This is a genomic window from Nocardia carnea NBRC 14403 (assembly GCF_000308515.1).
In the GTDB taxonomy this organism is placed as follows: Bacteria; Actinomycetota; Actinomycetes; order Mycobacteriales; family Mycobacteriaceae; genus Nocardia; species Nocardia carnea.
This window is the reverse complement of sequence record NZ_BAFV01000039.1, coordinates 168,563-188,429: the sequence shown is the minus strand read 5'-3', so window position 1 is coordinate 188,429 and position 19,867 is coordinate 168,563. Positions and strand designations below refer to the sequence as shown.

Genomic DNA, 19,867 nt, shown 5'->3' with positions numbered 1-19,867 from the left:
GGAGAACGCTCAGTGAAGCCCGCGGTACAGATCACCGGCCTGGTGAAGAACTACGGCCGGGTCTGCGTTTTGGACGATGTCGATCTCGAAATACCCACCGGCACCGTGATGGGTCTGCTCGGACCCAACGGTGCCGGTAAAACCACCACCGTCCGCATCGTGACCACGCTGTTGCGGCCCAATGCCGGAACGGTGCGGGTCGCGGGGGTCGATGTGCTGCACGATCCGGCGGCCGCCCGGCGCCTGATCGGGTTGTCCGGCCAGTACGCGGCAGTCGATGCCAACCTCACCGGCTACGAGAACCTGCGCATGGTTGCGCGGCTCTACGGTATGAGCCGCGAGAGCGCCACCGAACGGGCCCGGGAACTGCTGGCGCAGTTCGGGCTCGAGGAGGCAGCCGATCGCCGCGCCGGAACCTATTCCGGCGGTATGACCCGCCGCCTCGACCTGGCCGGCGCACTGATCGCCCGCCCGCCGGTGGTGGTTCTCGACGAACCGACCACCGGCCTGGACCCGCGGGCCCGCACCGATATTGGGGGGTCATCGGTGATCTCGTCCGCGACGGCACCACCGTCCTGCTGACCACCCAGTATCTGGAGGAGGCCGACCGGCTGGCCGATCAGATCACGGTGATCGACAAGGGCCGCGTCATCGCCCGCGGATCGTCGGACGAACTCAAATCCTCGATCGGCGGGGATCGCCTCACCGTCACCCTGGCACCCGGACAGGATCCGGCGCCCGCGCTGCGGGTACTCGCCGATGTCGGTCTCGGCGAACCCGCGCACGAAGCGAGTGTCGCCGAGGTGTCGGTGGTGGTCGCCGACGGTTCCCGCACCATGGTCGAAGCGCTGCGCCGCCTCGACGACGCAGATGTGCTGGCCGTCGATGCCCGCGTGCACCGGCCCAGCCTCGACGACGTTTTCCTGTCCCTCACCGGCACTCCGGCGACCCCGGACACCGAGCCGGAAACCAGCGATGTACCCGAGGAGATCATGTCGTGAGTACCGCAGAAATGGCGGTCGAGAAAACCGAAACCACCGATCGGACCGAGGAGGACACCGCGGATACCGAACACGCGCCCGCCTCGCACCGGATCCCGAAATCGGCCGAGCCCCGGATGCGGATCATTCGCGACAGCGCGATCGTCGCCCACCGCAACCTGCTCACCATCATGCGGGTGCCCACACTGCTGGTCACCGCCACCGTGCAGCCGCTGATGTTCGTCTTCCTGTTCGCCTACGTATTCGGCGCCTCGCTCGGCGGCGGTGAGTACCGGGAATTCCTGATCGCCGGGATCATGGCGCAGACGGTCGCATTCAGTGCCGCGTTCACCACCGTCGGTCTGGCCGGTGACCTCGAGAAGGGCATCATCGACCGGATGCGTGCGCTGCCCATGTCGCGGCTGGCGGTGCTGATGGGCCGGACCCTGTCGGATCTCGTGGTGAGCATGCTGAGCCTGCTGGTGATGACCGTCTGCGGTTATATCGTCGGCTGGAGCATCGAGGGGAGCCTGGCCGATGCCGCGCTCGCCTACGGAGTGATCCTGTTGTTCGCCTTCGCCATGTCGTGGGTGGGCGCACTCACCGGCCTGCTCGCTCCGAATGTCGAGGTCGCGCAGAGCGCCGGGCTGATCTGGTTGTTCCCGCTGTCGTTCATCTCCTCGGCGTTCATCTCCGCGGAGACCCTGCCCGGGCCGTTGCGCACCATCGCCGAATGGAATCCGATCACCGCGGTCGCGGCCACCGGCCGGAAGCTGTTCGAGAACAGTGCGCCGCCGACCTTCGAGGCGCCGACCGGATGGCCGGCCGAGCACTGTGTCGAATATGCCGTGATCTGCTCGGTGGTGATCCTGCTCATCGCGATGCCGCTGGCCCTGCTGCGCTACCGCCGGGTGGCCAGCCGCTGAACCCGCGCGCCGGCTCCGCCGCCGAAACGACAAAGGCCGTACCCACCGGATGATCCGGTGGGTACGGCCTTATCAGCCGGTGTTCGGGACCTGAGCCCGAACCGAGACTCCCGAAGGGCTGTGACTCAGCCCCGGCGGCGGGTCTTGAGCAGCTCCAGGCGCTCCTTCAGCAGCTCCTCGAGTTCTTCCTTACTGCGCCGCTCCAGCAGCATGTCCCAATGCGTGCGCGGCGGCTTCACCTTCTTGGCCTCCTGCGAGGTGCCTTCGAGCAGCACACCTTCCTGGCCGTTCTTGCACAGCCAGGTCGGCGGGATCTCGGCCTCGTCGGCGAACGGGACATCGAATTCTTCACCATTGTCGGTCCGGTACCGGGCGATCCGGCGGGGAGCCAGATCATGGTCGCGGTCGGTTTCGTAGCTCACCGCTCCGAGCCGGCTGCCCCGGAGTACGCGATCTGCCATCTGTACAGGTCCTCTCTGTGTTGTCGGCGCGTTACCGCGCGCAGGTCCGCGGGTCCCGGGTGTTCGGTTCCGGATCACCGGATCGGAAACACCTCTCGGCGTATCCGCTGCGGTGCACCGGAACCCGCCCGGGGCGAACCGGTGGGTTGACCCCTGTGGTTGTGCTGTTGCGAACTTCGTGGGTTCGCATGTCGCCGGCCGTTGCCTTCCGTCGACCGTTCGGGTCACGTCTGCGAGCCGATCCCTGCACACGAACCGCGGTTCGTGCCGGTTACGGCCTTGCGCCCTATTTCTTGTCAACGTTCGCGAGGGTCGATCCGTTCCCAGTTCGGGAGAGCCTATTGATTGTACGGCGTCGGCCCGGGAACTCTGCGCGGTGTGCGGTGTGTGCTGCTGCGCGAAGGCCTATTAGGGTGTCGGGTCATGTCGCGCCGGTTGCAGTCCTGTCTGTGGTGTGGTCGGGAAATCGTTGATACGGAAGCGGGGCGGCGGCGCCGGTATTGCCGGCAATCCTGCCGTCAGCGCGCCTATGAGCACCGCAACAATGTGAAGGGCACTGGTATCCCCGCCGATTCGGTGGTGCTCAGTGCCGCCGAGGCCACCGCCCTCGCGGACCGCTGGTTCGCGGCGCGCTGTGCGGCCGAGGATGTGGCGACCGCCATCGACGAAGGCGCCGGTAACGACGAGCTCGCGCGTCTCAGTGTGGTCCTGGTGGAACTCGCCCGCGACGCCGAACGGTTGCGCTGACTCGGGTCGCGGACCGGGCGCAGCCGAGAGTCCGCTGCGCTTCCCGGGCCGGCAGCACGACGTCGCCCAGCAGTGCGGTTCGATCCGCTCCGGCCGTATCGAAACGATTACGGTGGTCGGTGAATTCGCAACGAAAGGTGTGTAGCCCGAACCTGATCGGCTGCTCATCATCGAAAACCATGGCCACCGGGCCGAAAACGCCAGACCGGCCATCGCTGCGGTACAGAGCAGCAATGGCCGGTGCAGGCATCCGATCACCCGACGAAGATCGGAGGTTGTGGGGCGGCCGGTGTTTCCGGCCCGCCGGGAAGTAGGGTCAGCCCGGGAAGTTCATGACGTCCATGCCGCGCCCGGCGAACCACGGCATCGGGTCGACCTTGCCGACACCCGGCTGATGCACCTCGAAGTGCAGATGCGGTCCGGTGGACTGGCCACGGCTGCCGACGGTGGCGATCACATCGCCTGCCTTCACCGGCTGGCCGACATGGACCAGGATGTCCTGCATATGGCCGTACACGCCGACGGTTCCGTCGTCCTGCTGGACGCGCACCCACAGGCCGAAACCGGTGGCCGGACCGGCTTCGATCACCACACCGTCGGTGACCGAACGGATCGGCACACCCTGCTGGCCGGCGAAGTCGATACCGAAGTGGTTGGCGCCCCAGCGCGGGCCGAAACCGGAGCTCACGATCGCATCGACCGGACGCACGGTGGTGGGCCGCGGCGGCGGCGGAGGCGGGAAGGGGAACGCGACGGGCTGATTGTCCGCAGCGGGCTTGTTCGGGTCCCACGCCGCGGGATCGTGGGAGTGGGCCTGCTGTTCGGCGGCGGGCGCGTCGGTGGCGGCCGGGGCGGGCGCGGTGGCCGCCACGTTCTTGATCGTTTCGTTATCGGAATCGGCCCCTGCGGCGAGGAGACCGAAACCGGCACAGAGCGCAGTCGTGGTGGCGACAACCTGCGTCGTTACGCGACGACGGCCGATCGACGGCACCGTGAGCTTGCGGAGAGGTAACGGAAGGGTCACGGGCATGAGTTACAAGCTAGGGGACGTGCAGGCCGAGTCAGCAAGCATGTGGTTACCGTCACCTCGGGTGCATAAGCCCAGGTCGCTTATAACCGTACGGTAACGAAACCTGTAATTTCCCGCGTCGAGCTGCACAAATGAGACATCCGCCGGGGGTTTGACCGAGGGGTTGCCCGATGGAGACACTGTATGAGTGGTCGCTAACAGAGTTGCGCCGCTGATCGCCCTCGCCGACCCCACCCGGCGGGCGATATTCGAAGCGTTGCCCTCGGGGCCGCGCTCGGTGGGTGAGTTGGCGAAACAGGTGGGGATCAGCAGTTCGGCCGTATCGCAGCACCTGCGGGTACTGCGCGAAGCGCGCCTGGTGATGGTGCGTCCGATCGGCAACCGCCGGCTGTACTCCCTCGACCCGCGCGGCCTCGGGGACGCCCGCGACTACCTGGAACAGTTCTGGCCGAGCGCCCTCGCCGCCTATGCCGCAGCAGTGAGCGAGGCACGCGGGCGCGTATGAGACCGGGTGGCCGGTGTCCCGTACGTGGTCAGCCCACCCGGCGGTACGCGGCGCTCGTCACCCCGGCCTCGGAGCGGCGCTTGCTCAGCTGCCGGTCCAATGCCGCGATCACCTCGGCGGCGCCGATCTGCAGGAGGCCGGGATCGGGTGTGGTGCCCTCGCGGTCACCGGTACGACCCGCCCACAGCACTTCGTGCCGGTTGAGCAGATGCCCGGGCGGTCCGCTCTGCGCGGGGGAGGTGGGCCCGAACAGTTGCACCGTGCGGGTCCCGAACGCGGTCGCGAGATGGGCGACACCGGTATCGCCGCACAGCAGCACCGAGGCTTCGGCCACAGTGGCCGACAGTTCGATCAGATTCTGGTTACCGGCCAGCACCCGCTGCCCGGCCAGCCCGGCCCGGTCAGCGATACCGTGGGCGCGCTCGCGATCGCCTTCGTTGCCGGTGAGGACCACCTCGTGGCCCAGTACCAGCAAATGCCGGATCACCGCCGCAAAACGATCGGCCGGCCACTGCCGCGCAGTGGCGCCCGCACCGACGTGCACGACCACACTGTCGCGGTGGCTGGTGGTGGCCACCGGCGGTACCAGCCCGAGATTGCGCCGGTCGGCGCCGATCCCGTCGAATTCGAGCAGATGGCACCAGCGGTCGATCGGATGCCGATCGTCGTGCCAGTCCGGGCCGGGAATTTCCGGGAACGCCGGATTGCGGTAGGTGAGGATACGTTCGGCACCGGTCTTGGCGAGTTCCACGATCGGCGTGGCCTCGGCGCCGTGCAGGTTGATGGCAAGCTTGGGTGGCGGTCCGTCCCAGCGCAACCCCTGCGGGTCGGCGATCGGCACCATCTCGTCCACCAGTGCGATGAGTTCGACCATCGGGCGCAGACGATGCGGGGTGGCGAGAACAAGATGATCGTTACGCCGGGCCCGCCGCAGGGCACGCAACGCCGGAACAGCGGTGAGCAGCTCACCGAGACCGCGTGCCTGAAGCACGAGAACTACCGACACCCGACTCTCCTAGCCACCTGTTGCCCATTGCGCCCCCTCCCCGCACCATCCCGAGGGCTGGACCACGACGAGAGCATTCCCTTGGTTGACTACCCGTGGGCTCGGTGGGCAAACGTTGGCCGATCGCGGCCTGGATCACATGTCGTGGCTCACAGAATATGTGGTGATCCGCCGTGCTCGGCCGCTGTACCGGCCGGTCGGCGGGCGTGGTTCGGAGGGACGGCCGCGGCGGGGGTATGGTTCCGCGGCGTGCGCTTCGGTAATGTCGGCGCGGTCCGCAGGGAAGACCGGTGCGAGTCCGGGGCTGTCCCGCAACTGTGAGGTTCGCTGCGCGAACCGAAGCCAGATACCTGCGGATGAAGTACTGAACGGTCATGATCACGTGGGTATTGATCTCTGTGCCGGACCAGCCGCCTGTGCGCGGCCGGTTTCGCATATCTGTGTCGTGTCGCGTGAACTGCCTGACGCGACGGGAGTCGGATATGCGTGGTACGCCACCGGAGTGGAATCGCCGGACATTCCTGCTGGGCAGCGCGGTGGCCGCGGGTGCGGTGGCCGCCGGGTGCGGCAGCGGATCCGGGTCCGCCTCGGATACGTTCACCGCGGCCTTCCAAGGATCGGGGGCGGGGGAGGGGATCGATCCGGGGGTGAACACCCTGTTCATCGACGAAGCCCGGATGAAGGCGGTGTACGACGGGTTGTTCGAGGTGGATTCGGCAATGGCGCCGATCCCGCGCCTGGCGGAATCGGGGGAACCCAACGCCGACGGCACCCGCTGGCGGATCGCGCTGCGCGATACGCAGTGGCACGACGGGAAGAAATTCACCGCGCGCGATGTGCTCTACACCCTGTCCCGGGTGCTCGGGCCCGCCCCGCAGCGCCCCTTCATCGCGGCGTCCTCGCTGGACGGGGTCGATCTGTCCGGGTGCCGGGCGGTCGACGACCGAACCGTCGAGATCGCGCTGAAGGAACCTTCTTTCGAGTTCCTCATCGCCCTCTCGGTCTACGGGACCAAGATCGTGCAGGACGGTGCCACCGATTTCCACCGGCCGGTGGGCACCGGCCCCTTCGTATTCGAATCCTTCGACGCCGGCCGCCGGTTCACCGCCACCCGTAACGAGCGCTACTGGGCCGGCGCCCCCGGAATCGGTGAACTCCGGATCGTCAGCGCCGAGGCCGACGCCCGGGTGAACGCGGTACAGAGCGGGGAGATCGACTACGCGGACAACCTCACCCCCTCGGCGGCCCGGACCCTCGAGGGCCGGACCGGAACCACGCTCGTATCCACACCGAACAGCGGTATCTACTTCTTCGCCATGAAAACCGACCGCCCGCCGTTCGACAACCCGGATGTGCGCCGCGCAGTGATGCGGATGGTCGACCGGGCCGAACTGCTGAAGGTTGCCTTGGAAGGGCAGGGCGAGATCGGCAACGACGTCTTCGGCCAGGGCTATCAGTACTACGCCGACCTCCCGCAGCACGACTACGACCCCGACGAAGTAGGCCGGTTACTTCGCCGCGCCGGCGTGCGCGACCTCTCGTTCGACCTGTTCACCGCGCCGGTGGCCTACGGTTTCGTGGAGGCGGCACGACTCTTCGCCGATCACGCCGCCGCCTGCGGTGTGCGAGTGAACGTGGTGCTGGGCTCGAAGGACACCTACTACACCGAGGCGCTGGAGACCGGGCACCTCACGATGGGGCAGTCGGGTCCGTTGCCGATCCCCAACCATTTCGCCTCCCGGCTGCTGAGCCACTCACCGCAGAATCGCACCAAATGGTCCGATCCGGAATTCGACCGCCTCTATGCCAGGGCTCAGGGCACCCGGAGCCCGGAGGGCCGCGCGGCGCACTACCGGGCCATGCACGAAATACTGCACGACCGCGGTGGTTTCGTTTTCTTCGGCACCACCAACTGGAACAGTGCCGGTGGTGACCGGTTCGCGAACCTTCCGGCGGCCGTACCGAACTCGCACGACTGGGCCCGCTTCGACCAGGTGCGTGCCCGATGACCCCGAAGCTGGATCCGGCGCGGGCACGCTATTGGCTCGAACGCTGGGACCGCCAGCAGGAACGGTATATGCCCGATCGCGAAATGCGGTTCGAGGTGATCGGCGATGTGCTGACCGAACTGCTCGACCGGCCCGACCCGCTGATCGTCGACCTCGGTGTGGGCCCGGGAACCCTGGCCCAGCGGCTGCTGGCCCGGCTGCCGGGGGCGACGGTGGTCGGCGTCGATGCCGACCCGCTGCTGCTCGCCCTGTGCGAGGCCGCCCACGGTTCGCATCGTCTGCGCACGGTTTTCGCCGATCTGCGCGAACCCGGCTGGCCGGCAGCACTGAGCCTGGACCGCGCTCCGGATGCCTTCGTGAGCACCACCGCACTGCACTGGATGAACCGCGAACCACTCCGGGAGCTGATCGGCACCTGCGCCGCGGCCCTTCTGCCCGGCGGGGTGTTCGTCGACGGTGACCATCTCTACGAGGGGCCGCCCGGCCCGCGACTGGACGCCCTGGGCCGGGCGTTGACCGCCCGCCGGGCCGAACGCCGCGGTACCGCGGACGCCGAGGACTGGACCGCCTGGTGGGCGGCGGTGGACAACGCTCCCGAACTCGCCGAACTGGTCCGGCTGCGGGACGGCGGCTTCGAACACAAGGTGCACGACCGGCCTACCGCCCACGACTATGTCGCGTTCGCGGTCGAGGCCGGTTTCGCCGAGGCCGGAACCGTCTGGCAGTACGGGGACGACCGCGTCGTGGTCGCGATCCGGTGATCGGCCGGTGATATCGCCTGCCTGCCCGTCCGTGCGGTTGCTCGTCCGCCGCGCCGGAATCGGCGTGGGGCAGCTCGGCGTACTGCTCGTGCTGGTTTTCCTGCTGTCGTTGCTCCTGCCCGGCGATGCCGCCGATGTGCAGAACAACACCGTCCTGAGTGCCGCGCAGCAGGAGCAGGCCCGGCACCTGCTCGGTCTCGATGTCGCGCCGGTGACCAGATTCCTCGAATGGCTCGGCGAGGCGGTGCGCGGGGACTTCGGCACCTCCTATGCCAACGGCGCGAGTGTCGGATCGGTGATCGCCGGCCCGTTCCTGGTCACCGGGCTGCTCGCGGGGCTGGCGTTGCTCGCGCTCGTCCCAGTGGCGGTCACCGCGGGTTTTGCGGCCGGCCTGCGACCCGGGTCGGTGACCGACCGCTTGATCACCTCGATCAGCATCGGATTGGATTCGGTCCCCGATTTCGTCCTCGCCGTCCTGCTGGTGGCGGTGCTGTCCGTCCGGCTCGACCTCCTGCCGGCAACGTTCCTGGGTGCCGATCTACCGGCCCTGCTGGAACAGCCCGAGTATCTGGTGCTTCCGCTGGTCGTCACGGTTGCGCGGGTCGCCGCGCCGCTGGTCCGGCTGGTCCGTGCCGGCGTGATCGAGGTGGCGGACCAGCCCTATATCGCGCAGGCACAGCGGCTCGGAATCTCCCGATTTTCGCTGCTGGCCCGGCATATGGCGCCCAACGCGCTGGCCCCGGCGATGCAGGAACTCGGCCGGACGGGGGACGGTCTGCTGTCCGGGGTACTGATCGTGGAAGCGGTGTTCGCGGTACCGGGCATCGCCACCGAACTCATCGGCGCCATCGGGAACCGGGACGCTCCGGTGATCCTCGCGATCGTCGCGATCACCGGGGTGATCGCCGTCGTGGTGAACACCGCAATCGATATGGCCGGGTACCGGCTGAACCCGGCGGCCGCGGCGCAGGTGCGGATATGACCGCCCGGCGGTGGATGTACACGGCGTTCATCGCGGTACCGCTGTTGTTCGCAGTGGCCGGCCCGCTGCTTGCCCGTGGCGCGCCGGACGACCGGTCGGCGCCGTTCGGGCCGTCCCCGTGGTCACCGTTCGGAACCGACCGGCTGGGCCGGGATGTCCTGGCCGCCGCACTAACGGGCGGGCAGACCTTCCTGACCGTGGGTCTGCTCACCGTGCTGGGGGCCTATCTCGTCGGATTCCTCATCGGGGTATCCGCGGCCGCCGCACCGCGCCGGTGGCTGGACGATCTACTCATGCGGCCGGTGGATGTCCTGCTCTGCCTCCCCGCGCTGCTGCTCATCATGGTGGCTGCCCTGCGTACTCAGGGGTCGGCCGTGGCGATCGCCTGCGCCATCGGGCTCGCCCTGGTGGCGCCCATCGCCCGGTTCGTGCGGATGGCGGCCGCCGGGGTGGTGCACGGGCCGGTCATGAATGCGCTGCGGATGCAGGGCGAGAGCCGTGGCTACCGGTACGGGCGGTACGCGGTACGCGCGATGGCCCGGCCCATCGCCGCCGATGTGGGTGTCCGCTTCACTGCCGCCGTCTATTTCCTCGCGTCCGCGAATTTCCTCGGCCTGGGTTTCGACACCACCTCGACCGACTGGGCGGTTTCGGTGGCGGCCAACAAGGATGCGCTGATGATCGCGCCGTGGTCGGTGCTGCTGCCCGGTGCGCTCATCGTGCTGCTGGCGGTGGGGACGAATCTGCTGGTCGACGATCTGCTGTCGGATCCGCGTACGCGCGCCGCCGGGGCCCGCAAGCGCCGGCCGGCGGCACCACCCGAGGTGGCGAACAGCAGACGCCGCCGACGGCCTTCCCGCGTAGGCCGCCATGGCTGACCCCTTGATCTCGGTGCGCAACCTCAGCGCCCGGGCGGGAACGAGCACGATCCTGCGCGCCGCCGACCTCGATATCGAGCCGGGGCGGATCCTCACCCTGTTCGGGCCGTCCGGTGCCGGTAAGACCACCCTCGCAGCGGCCGTCGCCGGCGCGGACCGCCCCGGCATCGAGATATTCGGTGAGATCCGCCGTGCACCGGGCCTGCGGATCGGCTACCTGCCGCAATATGCGGCCGGCACCCTGAACCCGGCCCGGCGCATCGGGGCGGCGCTCGGCGAACTGGTCACACGGCAACACCGGCGCGACGGCGGCCGCCGGATGAGCGCCACGGCACGACGGGATCGGGTCGCACGGATACTCGCGACCGTCGCGATCGATACCGGCGACCGCGACCGGATACTGCGTAAGTACCCGTTCGAGTTCTCCGGCGGTGAACGGGCTCGGCTGGCGCTCGCGCAGGTGCTGGTGTGCGAGCCGGAGGTGCTGGTGGTCGACGAGCCGACAGTCGGGCTGGACTCGCTGGCCCGGGCCGCGCTGCTGAACGCGTTTCGGGACCTGCGGTATGCAGGCAAAGCCGTACTGCTGGTCACCCACGACCCCTACGTGGTCGAACAACTCAGCGACCACACACTTTTCGTCAGCGGCGGCCGGCTCGTCGAATCCGGACCTGCGCCGGTCGGGCGCGCCCGGGCTGCCGGTCCGCGACGGGAAGCACGCGGTGAACCGGCCCTCCAGGTCCGCGGTCTCGCGGCCGGCCCGCGGCACACACCGACGCTGCGGGATATCGACCTGGACCTGCACCCCGGTGAAATGGTCGGTCTCCTCGGCGTCTCCGGTGCGGGCAAATCGACTCTGGCCCGGTGTATCGCGGGACTGGACCGGCCGGTCGCCGGCGATATCCACGCGAACGGGGAGGCGCTACCGGTACTGCGCCGCCGGACCCGGCAGCAGATCGCCCGTGTTCAGTACGTCTGGCAAGAATCCGCGGCCGCCTTCGACCCACACCGCGACATCCTGGACCAGGTGTCCGCCACCGGGATCCGGCTGCGTGGGCTGGACCGGGCCCGGGCGCGCTCCGCCGCGACAGCGTTGCTGGCCGATCTCGGGATCGACGACGCACAGGCGGCCCGCCTGCCCGCCGGGCTCTCCGGCGGCCAGCTCCAACGCGCCGCCCTCGCCCGGGCCCTGCTGGCCCGGCCCCGAATCCTGCTGTGCGACGAGGTGACCACCGCGCTGGATAAACCCACTGCCGGCCTGATCCTCGACCACCTGGACGATTACCGGCGGACAACCGGTGCCGCGATCCTGTGGATCAGCCACGATCTGCGCAGCCAGCTGGACCGCGCCGACCGGCTCGCGGTACTGGACAGCGGCCGGATCGCCGATATCGGCCCACCGGCCACGCTGACCGGCAGCTCCGGCCCGGAAATCTTGGCCCGTCTCGTACATGCCGACAGAACGCACCGCGCTCCGCCGGCAGTACACCCGTGAGACCGGATGCGGCGGCGCGGCCGGCGTTCCGGGCCGAGAACCTGGATCCCGGCGCCGGTGGTTCAATTCCGGCCCGCGGTGATGTAGTCGTACATCGGGTCGACCAGTTCGAGCAATCGCGCGACTTCGGTATCGGTGAACCTGTTGCGGCGGCTGATGATGATCAGTACGAGATCGTTGATGGCTCGGACGATGCTGTCGAACTCACCCCCGGCAAGTACACCGGACGCTGCGGCGTGCGGATCACTCGGCGCCGGAATCGATTGCCGCAATTCGATGCCGGCCTGCGCGGCCCGGGCCCGGAGAACACCGGCGGATCCGCGCGGGCTGGTCACCCGGGCGGCGTGATCGTAGAACTGGACGGCGGCCTGGATCAGGCCTTCGGGTCGCGGGTGTACGAGCGACCCGGGTGCTGCTCCGGCGCCTGGTGCGGCCGGGTTCGTATCCGATTCCGCCGTAGCGAGTGACCGTGCCTTGGCGGTCAGATACTGCGCTACCAAGAGGTCTCGCAGGGGGCCGTATTCGGCCGTGCGCAGCAGATCCACGGCGGCCTGCCGGTAGTTCTCGACGGCGGTGGCCACCGCCGCGGGATCGAGGGCGCGTCCGGTACGGTGCACGAATCCGCTCAGGCGTAACAGCGCCCGGATATTGCCCTCGTGCCGCCGGCGCTCGCCGGTGGTGGCCGGGAAGCAGGCCAGCAGGTCCTGGATCAGTGTCTGCACGCCATCGCCGAACAGTGCGGCGAACTGCGCGCCGTGCTCGGGGGCACGGCTGTAGGCCATATCGACCCGGCACAGGGCGGCAATGATTTCGGCCAGTTCACCGGCTTGCAGGCGATCCTGGGGTTCGGGCCGGCGGTCCGATTCCGGCGCGCAGAGCGCAGGGAGTTCCCGGGCAACGGTATATACGGAGTGCATCTCGCGCCGGGGATCCTCCTCGGCGAGAGCACGCGCGTGTTCGATATGGAATCGGGCCAGCAGGCGGTGCAGGTCCCAGCCGAGTGCCTCGGCGAATTCGAGTTCGCGTTCCCTGATCGTACGGATGCGGCTGAGGCCGGTCGGTTCGTAGTCGAGGTTCCGCGACAGCACCGCCTCGGCTGCGGCCGCCGCCCGCGCGCAGCGGATACCCATCATGCAGTCGAGGCGGGAGCCGGGATCGGCGAGTTCCAGTCCGCGCCGCGCCCAGTCGCGGGCGTCCGCGACCCGGGTGTGGTCGCCCCGGCGGCGCTCGCGCAGTCCACGTTCGGCGAGTTCGGCGGCCCAGTAGAGCATATCGGCGTGGTCGGCCGCGGCGGCGGCGCGGTCGAACTGCTCCGCCAGTTGATCCAGGTCGTAGTGCCGGCCCGCGAGCCGCGCTTCCAGTCTCCGGGTATCCACGCCTTCCGGCGGAATGGAGGTGCGGCCCGCCGCCAGCCGGAGCACCTGGTCGGGAACCGGCCGGTCGGCGGCGGTCATGGTGTCGGCCACCGCCGCGGCCAGCGCCTCGACGGTTTTGAAGTGTTTCCACATCGTGGCCTTCGGGATCGGTCCCTCGGTGCCGTCGCGCCGGAGGTAGCCGCGGGCCTGGGCGCAGATATCGGCGGTCGTGAGATGGGCGAGCGCATCCTCGGTATCGCGCTCGGCGAGCCGGTCTGTCATCAGTTGCTCGGCCGCCGCCACGATCATCGCCTTCGTCCGTTCTTCGAGCGCCCGGCCACTGCGCTGCTGATAGCTGGGTTCCGGTGCGCGATGTATTGCAGTAGACGACATGCCGGAAAGTCTATTGCGGTGCACAGCGCTGTGAACGCGTCTATCGGAGCTAGGGTCGTCACGGCATACCGATACCGAGAGCTCGATCGAGACGACGAAGGGCGTACACAGTGGAGGCGACAACCGCTGGAAAACTGAAACAACTACGGGAGAATCTGGCGGTTGCGCACGAACCGGCCGGTCCGGTGGGTGTCGCCAAACGGGCCGCCAAAGGTGTACACAGCCCCCGCGAGCGTATCGATATGCTGCTCGACAAGGGGAGTTTCGTCGAGATCGGCGCACTCGTCCGCCAACCCGGTGATCCCGGCAGCCTCTACGGCGACGGTGTCGTCACCGGGCGCGGCACGGTCGAGGACCGCCCCGTCGTGGTCATCGCCCACGATCAGACGGTGTTCGGCGGGTCCGTCGGCGAGATGTTCGGCCGCAAGGTGGCCGCGGCGATGGATCTCGCCGCCGAGATCGGCTGCCCGTTCGTGGCGATCAACGATTCCGGAGGCGCCCGGGTACAGGACGCAGTCACGTCGCTGGCCTGGTATGCGGCCATGAGCCGGCGGCAGCTGGGGTTGTCCGGGGTGGTGCCACAGGTTTCGGTGATGCTCGGTAAATGCGCGGCCGGTGCCGTGTACTCACCGATCAACACCGATGTGCTCGTGGCGACCGAAGCCGCCTATATGTTCGTCACCGGACCGGACATCATCCGGGAGACCACCGGTGAAGAGATCACGCTCGAAGAACTCGGCGGTGCCCGCAACCAGGCCCAGAACGGCAATATCCACCATGTCGCCGCGGACGAGGAGGCGGCGTTCGCATGGGTGCGCAGCTATCTGAGCTTCATGCCGTCCAACTGCTTCGACCGGCCGCCGCTGATCAACCCCGGCCTCGAACCCGAACTCACCGATTCCGATCGGGCACTCGATTCGATCATCCCGGATTCCGATCGCGCCGGTTACGACATGTACGACGTCCTGCTGCGCCTCTTCGACGACGGTGAGTTCCACGAGGTCGGCGATGCGACGGCGCGCAATATGATCACCGGTTTCGCCCGGGTCGACGGACGCAGTGTCGGTGTGGTCGCCAATCAGCCGCTGGTGTCCAGCGGTGCGATCGACGCCCGTGCTTCGGACAAGGCGGCGCATTTCATCCGGCTGTGCGATGCGTTCGACCTCCCGCTCGTCTTCGTCGTCGACACCCCGGGCGTCCTCCCCGGGGTGGAGGAGGAAAAGATCGGTGTGATCAAACGCGGCGGCCGGTTCTTCTACGCGGTCGTCGAGGCCACCGTCCCGATCGTGACCGTGGTGGTGCGCAAGGCCTACGGCGGCGGCTATGCGGTGATGGGCTGTAAACAACTCGGTGGCGATATCAATCTCGCCTGGCCGACCGCGCGGATCGCGGTGATGGGCGCCGAGGCCGCCGTGGGGCTCACCCAGCGGCGGCAACTCGCCGCCGTGTCCGAGGAGGCGCGCCCGGTGCTGCGGGAGCAGATGGTCGACTTCTACAACACGACCGTGGCGACGCCGTGGACGGCAGCCGAACGTGGATATATCGACGCGGTGATCGAACCGTCGCAGACTCGGCTGGAGATCCGCCGGGCGTTGCGCCTGCTGCGCGATAAATCCATCCGGCACGGGCCGCGCAAACACCACCTCATGCCGCTGTAGCGCATCTGCCGTGGCGCCGGCGCCGCCGGCCGATGGGACACGGTCCGCCCAGGGGGCCGCCTGCTAGAGTGAATTCTAGTTTTTCGATCGGAGGTGGGCCGTGCCACGGATAGCGGAGCCCCGTGAGCCCGGGCAACCGTCCACCACGGGGCAGCAGGAACGCCGGCGCGCCATCCTGCGCGCGGCCGCCCGGCTGGGGGCCGCCGCAGGGCTGGAACGGGTCCAGATGTCGGAGATCGCCTCGGCCGCCGGGGTCGCGCTCGGCACACTGTATCGCTACTACCCGTCGAAACATCACCTCTACTGGGGCGTACTGACGGCCGCTGTCGAGGATCTGCCCGAGCCCCCGGAAAAGCCCGGCGACCCGGTGGGTGCGGTGGCGGATTTCCTGGAGACCGCGGTGGTCGAGCTGCTCCGGCGCCCCTTGCTGGGCCGCGCCATGCTGGTTTCGGCCAATGCGGTGCGCTCGGCCGGCGCGGTGGTCGGCGATGTCACGATGCGGGACCGGATCATCACCGTCGCCGGTATCACCGACCCGGACGCCGGCGATCACCAGCTCGCACGGCTGGTGGAACAAACCGCGTACGGCATCATGACCTGGGCCACCGCCGGACAGCTGGGGGCGGCGGAGGCCGCGGCCGATATGCGCCGGGCCTGCAGCCTGCTGCTGGCCCCGTGGGCCGGACAGGAATAGGGCCCGCCGGGTGGTTTACGGCGCCGGTTGCGCGTCCGGCTCGGGCTCGGGCTCGGCCGGTGGTCCGGCCGGTTTACGCCGCCGCTCCCAGGCGCGGGCCAGCAGAATCGTCAGCCCGACATACGCCCAACCCGCCAGCACATCGACCACATAGTGTTCGCCGCCGTAGACAAGCGTGAAAGCCATTGCCAAGGGAAACAGCGCCAGGGGGATCTTCCACCACCAGTTCCGGGCCAAGGGCCACAGCGCGACAGTCACCAGCAGGGCGAACGCGGAGTGCAACGACGGCAGGGCCGCCACCGGATTGCCCTGTGCCGCAAGCCAGTCCCCACTGACATCCACCGACACCAGATGGAACCCGAACCCGGTTCCCCGATAGACCTCGGCGCCGAGCACGCCCTCGCGGGCCGCGTACCACGGGGGAGCGGCGGGCAGCAGCACATAGGTCAGCAACCCGAGATAGGACAGCAGCACGATCCGGCGCATGTACTTCGACCAGCGTTCGCGCGCCTGTACGTAGAAGATCGCCGCGATAAGCCAGGGAAGAACGAAATGGCTGGTGTAGACGATCCCCGTCAACAGGGTCCACCACGGTTGCACACCCTCGTGGATCAGGTGGTTCTGTAACCACACCGTCGGGATCGTGCCACCGAACAACCAGTTTTCCGCCGTCACCAATTCCTCCACCCGCACCGGCATTCCGAGGGTGTTGGCGATACCCCGGGTGTGGTCGTAGACCACCAGCGCGGCGATGAGCGGAACCCAATCGATCAGCGTGCGCACGTGGTCGCGCCACGGTCGATCCGGATTGAACGCGGCGATTCCGACGATGATCCAGACGGCCTGATATATCCGGTCGGTCGGCAGTCCGAACACGACGGTGACAACCGCCAATGCCAGCAGATAGGCCGACCACACACTGCTGCGCAGCAGCCAACGCGGCCGTTGCCCGGTCGGCGCCTCGATTGCGGGGGCACCCATCTCACCAGTTTTCCATCAGTCGTCCGCGGGGTGAACGGGCGGCCGCCGGGAAATGACATCCACCGCCCATCCGCGGCCGTTCCCGCCGCCGCGCGCATTAGGCTCGGGCGGTATGAGCCTGGGCGAAGTGGCCGCGGATCTGTACGGGCGAACGCCCGCGGAGTTCGTGGCCGCGCGCAACGAACAGGTACGTGCCGCGAAGGAGGCGGGGAACAAGGAACTGGCCGCCGATATCGCAGCCCTGCGCAAACCCACAGTGGCCGCGTGGACGGTGAACATGCTGGTGCGCGCGGCACCCGACGAAATCGCCGCACTGCTGCGGCTGGGTGCGGATCTGCGTACCGCGCAGCGGGAACTGTCCGGGAAACAACTGCGATCCCTCACCGCGCAGCGCCGGCAGGTGGTCGACGCGCTCGCCGCCCGGGCCGCGACGGTCGCCGACGAGCACGGACAGCCGGTGGGCGATACCGTTCTCCGCCAGGTCGGCGAGACCCTCACCGCCGCCCTCGCCGACCCCGAGATCGCCGAACGGGTCCGCACGGCGACGCTGACCTCGGCGGCGAACTACTCGGGTTTCGGCCCCGTGGGGCCGGATCTCACCGTCGTGCGGGAGGACGAAGACACCGCCGAGGCGCAGAACGAGCCCCGCAGTCGGAAAGTGTCCTCGAAGCGCTCGGGCGGTAAGCGTCCCGATGACGGTGAGGCGCGCCGCCGGGAACGCCGAGCGGAGGAGCTACGGGCCGCCGAGCAGCAGGCGCAACGTGCGCTGGACGCCGCCGAAAGCGACGCCCGGCAGGCCGCCGAGGAACTCCGGCGCAGCGAGGAGCGGCTCGCGGAACTCCGGGCTGACCTGGCCGCCGTCGAAGAACAGCACCGTTTCGCGCGGCGAGCCGAACGCGCCACCCGCCAAGAGGTCCGCAGCGCGACGACCGAACTGGAACGGGCACGCCGGCGGCTGGAGTGAGCGCTGCCCAGGGGCGCTCTCGCACGGCGCTGATCTACGCGTGATCGGCCAGGGCGCCGTGCCCGGCCCGGCGCGCACAGTGCGCACAGCAGAAGATCTGTTCCGCCGCCTCGACACCGTGGCCGAGGACCCGGCAGCCGCAATGCGCGCAGACCGGTGCGAGTTCGCTCGCGGCACATTCGAAACTGTCGAATATCCACGACTGTCCGTCGCGGCTGACAGTGAACGTCTTGTCGTAGTCGTTGCCGCAGGTAACACAGATGGCCATCATCCACACCTCCCAGGCGTTGTCGGCCGGCGCGGGACCGTGCCACCGGCCGGGTGTCATCGGCGCCGTACCCGGCCCGGTGCCCGGCAAACACGCCCTGAACGGGCATGCCGAGGGCTGCGTCGTCGACCCGACCATGGTTGATCACCCCGCGCGTCGCGCGCTGGTTTCACCCTTCCTGGATGAGGCTGTTCCGCGGCCCGCTGGGCACAATCGACGGATATTCGAGCAGGCCGAAGGTCGGACACGACGCCGCTCGTGCGCCGCGCGGAACCGGATCGAGGTCACGCCCATGTCACTGCTGGTCCCCGCAAGCCAACGACGGACGCTCGACGAACTCACCGACCGGCTCGACCTGGGTATCGGGGAAACGACCACGAAGCGTTCCGCGTTCTGGATCATGCTGACCCTGTCCGGCATCATCGCCGCGTCCGGGGTGGTCGGCGATTCGACCGCGACCGTGATCGGCGCGATGATCGTCGCCCCGTTGTCGGTGCCGATCCTGGGTGTGGGGCTCGGTATCGCCACCGGCCGCGGGGAGCTCGTCGCCCGTAGCCTGCTGCTCGTCCTGGCCGGGATCGTTCTGGTCGTTCTCGTGGGTTTCCTGTTCGCGCAGGTACTGCCGAACCCGACGAATGTGCTGTCGAACTCGCAGGTGATCGGCCGTACGTCACCGAAACTGATGGATCTCACGGCAGCGCTGGCCACCGGGCTGGTGGGTGTTGTGGCAATCATCCGGCGCGATGTCGGCGATGTTCTGCCCGGGGTGGCCATTGCGATTTCGCTCGTTCCGCCGCTGGCGGTGGTGGGGGTGTGCCTGGGGTCGAATGCTCCGGGTCTGGCGCTGGGTGCTTTCGTCCTGTTCGCCTCGAATATGGTTGCCATGGTCATCACCGCCACCGTGGTGCTGGTGATCACCGGGTATCCGGCCGAAGCCGGTGCCGGTGCCCGGCGGCGTGGACGTGCATACGCGGTGCTGGCGGCCGGGCTGATCGTGGTCGCCGTCCCGATGGTGGTGAATTCGCTGTCCTCGCTGTGGGCCGACCAGATCGCCGACGCGGCCCGGAACTGGCTGGCGGATATGCCCGGCGCGCAGGTCACCGATGTCAGCCTGCAATCGGATACCGCGACGATCCAAGTGCTGTCGCCGGGCGAGCTACCTCCTACCGGAAGCCTCGAACGGTCGGTGCACGATCTGGTGCCCTGGCATCCCGACGTCGTCATCGTGCACACGGTCGGTAGCCGGATCGCGAATTGAGGCCCGGCGACTTCATCCGCCCCGGGTGACGCGCCGCCGTCGCGGATACGGCATATCTGTCCATGGGGGATCGGATGAGGAGGACTCATGACGCAGACGACAGGTTCGTCCCGTAATCCGGTCGTACAGGGGGTGGCGGCCGTGACCTCCCTCGGGGTCGCGGTGCTGCTGCTCACGGTGGGGGTGCTGTCCATCCTCGCCGGCGGTTCCGCCGTCGCCGCCGACGACCTTTTCGTCGAAGGCCGGGATTACCTGTACCAGCTGGACACCACGACCTGGGGCTGGGTACATATCGTGGTGGGCGCGCTGATCGTGATCGCGGCCGTCGGCTTGCTGGCGGGGGCGGTCTGGGCGCGGGTCACCGCGGTCTTCCTGGCCGCTCTGTCGATCATCGGGAACTTCCTGTGGCTCCCGTACTACCCGTGGTGGTCGATTCTCGTGATCGCCCTCGACGTCGTGGTGATCTGGGCCGTGACCACCTGGACCCCGGATCGCCGATGAGCCGGGGCCGCGCGACCC

General features: G+C 68.5%; 19 protein-coding genes, 1 pseudogene and 1 riboswitch. Of the genes and pseudogenes, 14 read left to right on the top strand and 6 right to left on the bottom strand.

Annotated elements, in window-relative coordinates; translation table 11 throughout:
- Positions 1-12: 12 nt before the first annotated feature.
- Both ON22_RS13770 and ON22_RS13765 read left to right on the top strand, forming a co-directional pair.
- Positions 13-1,001: pseudogene (locus ON22_RS13770) on the top strand (ATP-binding cassette domain-containing protein).
- Positions 1,002-1,123: 122 nt separating this feature from the next.
- The gene (locus tag ON22_RS13765) at positions 1,124-1,906 is read left to right on the top strand and encodes an ABC transporter permease (RefSeq protein ID WP_086007731.1); all 783 of its coding nucleotides are present in this window, start codon (positions 1,124-1,126) and stop codon (positions 1,904-1,906) included.
- 125 nt (positions 1,907-2,031) lie between these two features.
- On the opposite strand, the gene ON22_RS13760 is transcribed toward ON22_RS13765, so the two are convergent.
- Positions 2,032-2,367 (bottom strand): RNA polymerase-binding protein RbpA, encoded by a 336-nt coding sequence (locus ON22_RS13760; protein ID WP_033241797.1) that lies wholly within the window; start codon positions 2,365-2,367, stop codon positions 2,032-2,034.
- Positions 2,368-2,790: 423 nt separating this feature from the next.
- On the opposite strand from ON22_RS13760, the gene ON22_RS13755 reads away from it, so the two are divergent.
- On the top strand, positions 2,791-3,114 hold the full coding sequence (locus ON22_RS13755; RefSeq protein ID WP_081595554.1) for a hypothetical protein: 324 nt from the start codon (positions 2,791-2,793) through the stop codon (positions 3,112-3,114).
- Positions 3,115-3,430: 316 nt separating this feature from the next.
- Here the strand turns inward: ON22_RS13755 and ON22_RS13750 are convergent, their stop codons facing one another.
- The gene (locus tag ON22_RS13750; RefSeq protein WP_033241798.1) at positions 3,431-4,144 is read right to left on the bottom strand and encodes a M23 family metallopeptidase; all 714 of its coding nucleotides are present in this window, start codon (positions 4,142-4,144) and stop codon (positions 3,431-3,433) included.
- A 187-nt stretch (positions 4,145-4,331) separates the two neighbouring features.
- Between ON22_RS13750 and ON22_RS13745 the strand changes: the two genes are divergently transcribed.
- On the top strand, positions 4,332-4,649 hold the full coding sequence (locus ON22_RS13745; protein ID WP_033241799.1) for an ArsR/SmtB family transcription factor: 318 nt from the start codon (positions 4,332-4,334) through the stop codon (positions 4,647-4,649).
- 28 nt (positions 4,650-4,677) lie between these two features.
- Here the strand turns inward: ON22_RS13745 and ON22_RS13740 are convergent, their stop codons facing one another.
- Positions 4,678-5,655, bottom strand: a complete 978-nt coding sequence (locus ON22_RS13740) for a glycosyltransferase family 9 protein (RefSeq protein ID WP_033241800.1) — start codon at positions 5,653-5,655, stop codon at positions 4,678-4,680.
- Positions 5,656-5,889: 234 nt separating this feature from the next.
- Positions 5,890-6,027: riboswitch (cobalamin riboswitch) on the top strand.
- Between the two features lie 110 nt (positions 6,028-6,137).
- Between ON22_RS13740 and ON22_RS13735 the strand changes: the two genes are divergently transcribed.
- From ON22_RS13735 to ON22_RS13715, 5 genes are read left to right on the top strand one after another with little or no spacing between them, the layout of a single operon-like run.
- A complete protein-coding gene (locus ON22_RS13735) occupies positions 6,138-7,664 on the top strand; it encodes an ABC transporter substrate-binding protein (protein ID WP_033241801.1) in 1,527 nt (508 codons plus the stop codon).
- Complete coding sequence (locus tag ON22_RS13730) at positions 7,661-8,425, top strand: class I SAM-dependent methyltransferase (RefSeq protein WP_033241802.1); 765 nt, start codon at positions 7,661-7,663, stop codon at positions 8,423-8,425. Before ON22_RS13735 ends, ON22_RS13730 begins: the two co-directional genes overlap by 4 nt.
- A 31-nt stretch (positions 8,426-8,456) precedes the next feature.
- Positions 8,457-9,407: an ABC transporter permease gene (locus ON22_RS13725; protein ID WP_033241803.1), complete on the top strand. Its 951-nt coding sequence runs from the start codon at positions 8,457-8,459 to the stop codon at positions 9,405-9,407.
- Positions 9,404-10,285 (top strand): ABC transporter permease, encoded by an 882-nt coding sequence (locus tag ON22_RS13720; RefSeq protein WP_063820587.1) that lies wholly within the window; start codon positions 9,404-9,406, stop codon positions 10,283-10,285. The genes ON22_RS13725 and ON22_RS13720 overlap by 4 nt, the downstream gene beginning before the upstream one ends.
- On the top strand, positions 10,278-11,777 hold the full coding sequence (locus ON22_RS13715; protein ID WP_033241804.1) for an ABC transporter ATP-binding protein: 1,500 nt from the start codon (positions 10,278-10,280) through the stop codon (positions 11,775-11,777). Before ON22_RS13720 ends, ON22_RS13715 begins: the two co-directional genes overlap by 8 nt.
- Positions 11,778-11,839: 62 nt before the next feature.
- Here the strand turns inward: ON22_RS13715 and ON22_RS13710 are convergent, their stop codons facing one another.
- Positions 11,840-13,525 (bottom strand): hypothetical protein, encoded by a 1,686-nt coding sequence (locus ON22_RS13710; protein WP_156052197.1) that lies wholly within the window; start codon positions 13,523-13,525, stop codon positions 11,840-11,842.
- 110 nt (positions 13,526-13,635) lie between these two features.
- Here ON22_RS13710 and ON22_RS13705 point away from each other — a divergent pair, with 110 nt between their 5' ends.
- Together ON22_RS13705 and ON22_RS13700 are read left to right on the top strand one after the other, a co-directional pair.
- Entirely contained in the window at positions 13,636-15,183 is a 1,548-nt protein-coding gene (locus ON22_RS13705) for an acyl-CoA carboxylase subunit beta (RefSeq protein WP_033241806.1), read from the top strand.
- Positions 15,184-15,283: 100 nt separating this feature from the next.
- Positions 15,284-15,877 carry a TetR/AcrR family transcriptional regulator gene (locus ON22_RS13700; protein ID WP_033241807.1) on the top strand — a complete coding sequence of 198 codons (594 nt, stop codon included), beginning with the start codon at positions 15,284-15,286 and terminating at the stop codon, positions 15,875-15,877.
- Positions 15,878-15,892: 15 nt separating this feature from the next.
- On the opposite strand, the gene ON22_RS13695 is transcribed toward ON22_RS13700, so the two are convergent.
- Positions 15,893-16,858 (bottom strand): phosphatase PAP2 family protein, encoded by a 966-nt coding sequence (locus ON22_RS13695; RefSeq protein WP_033241808.1) that lies wholly within the window; start codon positions 16,856-16,858, stop codon positions 15,893-15,895.
- 112 nt (positions 16,859-16,970) lie between these two features.
- Between ON22_RS13695 and ON22_RS13690 the strand changes: the two genes are divergently transcribed.
- A complete protein-coding gene (locus tag ON22_RS13690) occupies positions 16,971-17,822 on the top strand; it encodes a hypothetical protein (RefSeq protein ID WP_033241809.1) in 852 nt (283 codons plus the stop codon).
- 34 nt (positions 17,823-17,856) lie between these two features.
- On the opposite strand, the gene ON22_RS13685 is transcribed toward ON22_RS13690, so the two are convergent.
- Complete coding sequence (locus ON22_RS13685) at positions 17,857-18,090, bottom strand: metallothionein (RefSeq protein WP_033241810.1); 234 nt, start codon at positions 18,088-18,090, stop codon at positions 17,857-17,859.
- Positions 18,091-18,382: 292 nt separating this feature from the next.
- Between ON22_RS13685 and ON22_RS13680 the strand changes: the two genes are divergently transcribed.
- Together ON22_RS13680 and ON22_RS13675 are read left to right on the top strand one after the other, a co-directional pair.
- Complete coding sequence (locus tag ON22_RS13680; RefSeq protein ID WP_033242389.1) at positions 18,383-19,348, top strand: DUF389 domain-containing protein; 966 nt, start codon at positions 18,383-18,385, stop codon at positions 19,346-19,348.
- Positions 19,349-19,435: 87 nt separating this feature from the next.
- The gene (locus tag ON22_RS13675; RefSeq protein WP_033241811.1) at positions 19,436-19,849 is read left to right on the top strand and encodes a DUF7144 family membrane protein; all 414 of its coding nucleotides are present in this window, start codon (positions 19,436-19,438) and stop codon (positions 19,847-19,849) included.
- Positions 19,850-19,867: the final 18 nt, after the last annotated feature.

Coding starts and splice junctions, on each gene's coding strand:
- ON22_RS13760 (WP_033241797.1), bottom strand. CDS start 2,367: ATGGCAGATCGCGTACTCCGGGGCAGCCGGCTCGGAGCGGTGAGCTAC.
- ON22_RS13755 (WP_081595554.1), top strand. CDS start 2,791: ATGTCGCGCCGGTTGCAGTCCTGTCTGTGGTGTGGTCGGGAAATCGTT.
- ON22_RS13750 (WP_033241798.1), bottom strand. CDS start 4,144: ATGCCCGTGACCCTTCCGTTACCTCTCCGCAAGCTCACGGTGCCGTCG.
- ON22_RS13735 (WP_033241801.1), top strand. CDS start 6,138: ATGCGTGGTACGCCACCGGAGTGGAATCGCCGGACATTCCTGCTGGGC.
- ON22_RS13730 (WP_033241802.1), top strand. CDS start 7,661: ATGACCCCGAAGCTGGATCCGGCGCGGGCACGCTATTGGCTCGAACGC.
- ON22_RS13720 (WP_063820587.1), top strand. CDS start 9,404: ATGACCGCCCGGCGGTGGATGTACACGGCGTTCATCGCGGTACCGCTG.
- ON22_RS13715 (WP_033241804.1), top strand. CDS start 10,278: ATGGCTGACCCCTTGATCTCGGTGCGCAACCTCAGCGCCCGGGCGGGA.
- ON22_RS13710 (WP_156052197.1), bottom strand. CDS start 13,525: ATGTCGTCTACTGCAATACATCGCGCACCGGAACCCAGCTATCAGCAG.
- ON22_RS13695 (WP_033241808.1), bottom strand. CDS start 16,858: ATGGGTGCCCCCGCAATCGAGGCGCCGACCGGGCAACGGCCGCGTTGG.
- ON22_RS13690 (WP_033241809.1), top strand. CDS start 16,971: ATGAGCCTGGGCGAAGTGGCCGCGGATCTGTACGGGCGAACGCCCGCG.
- ON22_RS13685 (WP_033241810.1), bottom strand. CDS start 18,090: ATGGCCATCTGTGTTACCTGCGGCAACGACTACGACAAGACGTTCACT.
- ON22_RS13680 (WP_033242389.1), top strand. CDS start 18,383: ATGTCACTGCTGGTCCCCGCAAGCCAACGACGGACGCTCGACGAACTC.
- ON22_RS13675 (WP_033241811.1), top strand. CDS start 19,436: ATGACGCAGACGACAGGTTCGTCCCGTAATCCGGTCGTACAGGGGGTG.